Origin of the sequence: Methyloglobulus sp. (assembly GCF_046714055.1) — a bacterium.
In the GTDB taxonomy this organism is placed as follows: Bacteria; Pseudomonadota; Gammaproteobacteria; order Methylococcales; family Methylomonadaceae; genus Methyloglobulus.
Genome location: NZ_JBKKBJ010000202.1, coordinates 1 through 3,879, shown reverse-complemented (window position 1 = coordinate 3,879; position 3,879 = coordinate 1). Strand labels below are relative to the sequence as shown.

General features: G+C 46.3%; 8 protein-coding genes and 1 pseudogene. 6 read left to right on the top strand and 3 right to left on the bottom strand.

Annotation, left to right across the window (positions count from 1 at the left end):
- Positions 1–336 (top strand): transposase (locus ACLQ6D_RS12040; protein WP_411727531.1); only part of this gene is annotated, 336 nt, incomplete at its 5' end.
- On the opposite strand, the gene ACLQ6D_RS12035 is transcribed toward ACLQ6D_RS12040, so the two are convergent.
- The 3 genes and pseudogenes from ACLQ6D_RS12035 to ACLQ6D_RS12025 form a co-directional block, all read right to left on the bottom strand.
- Positions 328–954: a tetratricopeptide repeat protein gene (locus ACLQ6D_RS12035; RefSeq protein WP_411727530.1), complete on the bottom strand. Its 627-nt coding sequence runs from the start codon at positions 952–954 to the stop codon at positions 328–330. The two genes, ACLQ6D_RS12040 and ACLQ6D_RS12035, sit on opposite strands and share 9 nt — an antisense overlap.
- Positions 947–1,111, bottom strand: a complete 165-nt coding sequence (locus ACLQ6D_RS12030; protein ID WP_411727529.1) for a restriction endonuclease — start codon at positions 1,109–1,111, stop codon at positions 947–949. The genes ACLQ6D_RS12035 and ACLQ6D_RS12030 overlap by 8 nt, the downstream gene beginning before the upstream one ends.
- Positions 1,112–1,149: 38 nt before the next feature.
- A pseudogene (locus tag ACLQ6D_RS12025) lies at positions 1,150–1,515 on the bottom strand (restriction endonuclease); the annotation flags it as partial.
- Positions 1,516–1,801: 286 nt separating this feature from the next.
- Here ACLQ6D_RS12025 and ACLQ6D_RS12020 point away from each other — a divergent pair.
- From ACLQ6D_RS12020 to ACLQ6D_RS12000, 5 genes are read left to right on the top strand one after another with little or no spacing between them, the layout of a single operon-like run.
- Positions 1,802–2,224 (top strand): DUF5681 domain-containing protein, encoded by a 423-nt coding sequence (locus tag ACLQ6D_RS12020; RefSeq protein WP_411727528.1) that lies wholly within the window; start codon positions 1,802–1,804, stop codon positions 2,222–2,224.
- Positions 2,193–2,438, top strand: a complete 246-nt coding sequence (locus ACLQ6D_RS12015; RefSeq protein ID WP_411727527.1) for a hypothetical protein — start codon at positions 2,193–2,195, stop codon at positions 2,436–2,438. Before ACLQ6D_RS12020 ends, ACLQ6D_RS12015 begins: the two co-directional genes overlap by 32 nt.
- Complete coding sequence (locus ACLQ6D_RS12010) at positions 2,413–2,883, top strand: hypothetical protein (RefSeq protein ID WP_411727526.1); 471 nt, start codon at positions 2,413–2,415, stop codon at positions 2,881–2,883. Before ACLQ6D_RS12015 ends, ACLQ6D_RS12010 begins: the two co-directional genes overlap by 26 nt.
- Positions 2,884–2,898: 15 nt before the next feature.
- Positions 2,899–3,126: a hypothetical protein gene (locus tag ACLQ6D_RS12005; RefSeq protein ID WP_411727525.1), complete on the top strand. Its 228-nt coding sequence runs from the start codon at positions 2,899–2,901 to the stop codon at positions 3,124–3,126.
- Positions 3,123–3,437: a hypothetical protein gene (locus tag ACLQ6D_RS12000; RefSeq protein ID WP_411727524.1), complete on the top strand. Its 315-nt coding sequence runs from the start codon at positions 3,123–3,125 to the stop codon at positions 3,435–3,437. The genes ACLQ6D_RS12005 and ACLQ6D_RS12000 overlap by 4 nt, the downstream gene beginning before the upstream one ends.
- Positions 3,438–3,879 lie beyond the last annotated feature (442 nt).

Genomic DNA, 3,879 nt, shown 5'->3' with positions numbered 1-3,879 from the left:
AATGCCGAAAGCATGCAGCAGCATCTCGATTTGATCGCCGAGTCCGTCACGCCTGGCAAGCACGGCGTATTGGTTGCGGACCGGGCGGCGTGGCACATGACTGAAAAGGTGCTAATACCGGTCAATCTTTCCATCCTGCCCTTGCCGCCCTACTCGCCAGAGTTGAACCCCGTCGAACAAGTCTGGCAACAGCTACGGCAATCCGATTGGGCAAACCGATGCTTTGCTGACTATGGCCAGATCGTTGATGTGTGTTGCCAAGCCTGGAACCAGTTCGCCAGCCAACCCGACACCATCCGAAATCTTTGCTCCCGTAAATGGGCTTTATTAATATGATAATCTATTGGGATTGGTATAACCTAAAACATACTGTGCAATCGCATAGCCTTGTTCGGCCGCTTTGCGATACCAGAACACGGCTTGTTGATAATCTTGCTGTATGCCATGTCCGTTGTCGTACATCCAGCCTAAATCGCTCCAGATCTCCAGTTCGTTCAATGTTTGATTTGCTAAGCAAAAGCTAAAAGATGAGCGACTGTAATATTCTTTTTTTTCAGTATCTCGATTTATTCCTAGCCCTCCCCAATACATCCTTGCTAGTGGAAAATACGCTCTGCCGTACCCTTGATCGGCTAATTCCTGAAATACCTTAAAAACATCTGCCAGTTGTTGAAGCAAGTCAAAATAGGGCTGTAATGGATTGTCTTCAAACACATCAAACTGTTTGTCGCGCTTTGGCATGTCCTCGCACTTAAACCGATATTCCCAACTGTAATCGGTAATTCGATCATAAACATCCCGCGCCTTCCGGTAACGGGCATCCAGTTCAGTCTGTGCAATGCCGATTCCCTTGTTTTGGATGGCACTTAAGCCGCGACCGATCAGGCTGGCAGTGGGCGTTGCCGTGGCATTGACGGCACGGCTTCCGGTAATCTGCGGTAGTTGGTCAGCCATGTTTGGGTGTGGTTTGGCTTTGTATCTGCAAGATGAGTTTGCCGAGTTCTGCGCGGCCTAACAGTTGCACATTGGATTGTTTGGCGAGTTCCACCGCATTCGGTGTGTAATTGCCTGTGGTGACGACCCAGGCACTGTGACAGCGGTAATACGCCATGCGCCGGCTAAGGCTTCTTGTACCGCGCCTACGCCGACGCTGCCAACCCAGCGTTTGGCCTGTACGGCAATGCGTTGTTTATCTTTGAGCAGGATGAGGTCTGCGCCATAGTCCCCAGTTTTGGGTGTGGTTTCTACGTGGTAGCCGTGGCTTTTGAATAATCTGGAAAGGTAGTCTTCAAAGTCTGTGCCCGTGAGTTGGGTTATCTCTTTAACATGCAGGGAACCATAATGCTGCTGCCAACGCTCATGCTCATTCTGTTTATGGCGCAAGCCTTTGTGTTGTTGCTGGGCAAAGGCCAAGGTATCGCGCAAATAACGGGCTTGCGGGTCTTCTTTGGGCGGCGGCGTGGCCTGTTTAGCGGGTGCTTCGCTACCGAATAACCAATTTGTTAGCCAGTTCATGAGATAAGTTTGCTGTTTCCTTTGTTGGGTGCGGCTGAATAGTGATGTTTAATCAAATCCTGCCTTATTGGATTGGCTAATCATGCCATAAATGGTAATGACAGACAAAGTATAGCTAACTCAAAAAAGCCAATAAAAGTCATCGTGATTTAATTTCAACTTTGTACAATCAATCGGGTTATAGTTATCTAAACCTTAGAAAACAAAAGGGAAAGCGGAGCATGGAGGGTGCTACCGACAATAATCTTATTTATGGCAAAATGCCTGATAAAAGCAGGAAATAACAGTGAGTAAATTCAAAGAAGGTGAATCAGGAAACCCAAAAGGCCGACCACCCGGATTATCCACGGCAAATAAAATCAGGCAGGAAATCCATAAGGCATTGCCCAGCATCTTAGAAACGGTTGTGAAGGCGGCACAATCCGGCGATATGGCGGCGTGTAAGCTGATTTTGGATCGGGTTTGCCCTACTTTAAAACCCATAGCGCAGAATATTAACTTGCCATTGCCAGTTAACGGCGAATTGCACGGAATGGGCAGCGAAATTTTGAAAGCCACTATGGGCGGAAACATTAGCCCGGACGTTGGCAGCATGTTAATTACCGCAATGGCTAATCAGGCCAAATTGGTTGAAATTGACGACTTAGCCAAGCGGATTGAAGCCTTGGAAACCAGAAATGAACATCAAAACCAGACTGAACAAACTTGAGGCACAAGCACATCTCAGGCAACCTACCCAACAAGATATAGATGAGGCTGAATGGTTTGCAGCACATCGTCGTCATGTTTTTGAAGGTGCGCCATTGCCTGATAAGCCTATGCCTAGCTCGTTCAACAATAGGAAACTGCCTAGTGGATGGGGTATATCGTTGATTGCGGCAATAGAAAAGGTGCGTGATGGGCTTACACAACAGGCTGGTTAAACTAGAAAAGTCCAGGCCGAAGGTTGACCCAATCAAGGAACGGCTACGGAATATGTCCCGTGAAGAATTGCACGAGGAGATTTTTCTAACCCGAAAAATATTGTATGAAGCAGGGCATATTTGGGATGTATCGGATAAGCGATATGGCGGAGAACTGATTGCGCTTAATGACGTACCCAAATTACGGCAGTTTGTTTCAAAAGGCAAGCCGTGGTTATCCGATTACAGCCATAGGCGGGATGTTTGCTGGATTTTCAAAGAGTGTGTCTTGAAGTTATCATTACCTTACCGAGAGTGTGCTGTTGAAATCCTGACCGATGGTTGGCGAGATTATGAAATCCCAACTGATGACATTGTTTGGGTATGCGCTAATCTGGAAGGTCGTGACTTGGGGGAAGAACAGCCTTGGTTGCGTGGTTATCTTGAGCATTCAGGCAAAAGATAAACTGGGGCCCTGGGAATGACAATAAAATCAAGACTGGTTAAGTTGGAAGCAATACAAGCAGCAAAGCCAATACAGACGTTTGAATTAAGCGAAGCTGCTAGGCAATGGCTGGATGGCGTGATACGGCACTATAACGAAAGCGCACCGAAGCCACCGTCGACAAAAAGCAATAAACCAATAACACAGGCCGCACAATCAGCAAGGGCATGGTTAGAAAATAAATTACTGGATAAGCGGGTATGAACTTGAAAACCAGGGTGGCTAAACTTGAGTGGGTGAATTTCACTGAACCACCACGACCAACATTGATGATTGGTGAGTTCGATGACCTTGAGGAAGCAGCGGCGTTTTTCAACGAAAAAACACGGCAAGGAGGAGGCAATAAGCACTTTAACGGGCGGATATATCGGGTTGAGGAGTTCATGTTCATCTGGCTTGTGGGCATGAAGCCATGGGGATCAAGTCCAGACTTGAAAAGCTGGAAAAGTAAATGCAACCCGAATGCTGTGGACTGGAAACTCTTTTGGACGACAATTTCGACTGGACGCAGATAGACCTGAAAAATATCACCATCCCTAAGCGATTAGCGGATTTTCTGGATTCCATCCCTGATGGGGGAAGCCATCAATAGCGATGACCCCGAAGCAAAAAAAACATCTACCAACAAAGCCACAAACCATGCGGTTTTTTTGTGCCTGATGAATGCCTGTTTTTGGCGGCTTTTTCTCCCAACTGCTTATTATGTGCTTATTAATACTAACCACAAAAAGAACATAGTTTATAAGCGATTGAAAAAATGGAGCCAATGGCTGGAATCTAACCAGCGACCTACTAATTACGAATCGGATTAATTCAATAACTTACAGTATTTCAAAACAGGCAACGATAGGTAAATCAATAGATTACGAAATATTGACTTTTGTCAGTTTTTGTGCGTTGTCGCCAATAGTTTTTAGAGATTGCCCCGTTAGTGTCCCAATTTTCACCAAGGGACAT

Excerpts from the sequence above, each read along its gene's own strand:
- ACLQ6D_RS12000 (WP_411727524.1), top strand. The coding sequence starts at position 3,123 with ATGAACTTGAAAACCAGGGTGGCTAAACTTGAGTGGGTGAATTTCACT.
- ACLQ6D_RS12005 (WP_411727525.1), top strand. The coding sequence starts at position 2,899 with ATGACAATAAAATCAAGACTGGTTAAGTTGGAAGCAATACAAGCAGCA.
- ACLQ6D_RS12030 (WP_411727529.1), bottom strand. The coding sequence starts at position 1,111 with ATGGCGTATTACCGCTGTCACAGTGCCTGGGTCGTCACCACAGGCAAT.
- ACLQ6D_RS12035 (WP_411727530.1), bottom strand. The coding sequence starts at position 954 with ATGGCTGACCAACTACCGCAGATTACCGGAAGCCGTGCCGTCAATGCC.
- ACLQ6D_RS12015 (WP_411727527.1), top strand. The coding sequence starts at position 2,193 with ATGAACATCAAAACCAGACTGAACAAACTTGAGGCACAAGCACATCTC.
- ACLQ6D_RS12010 (WP_411727526.1), top strand. The coding sequence starts at position 2,413 with ATGGGCTTACACAACAGGCTGGTTAAACTAGAAAAGTCCAGGCCGAAG.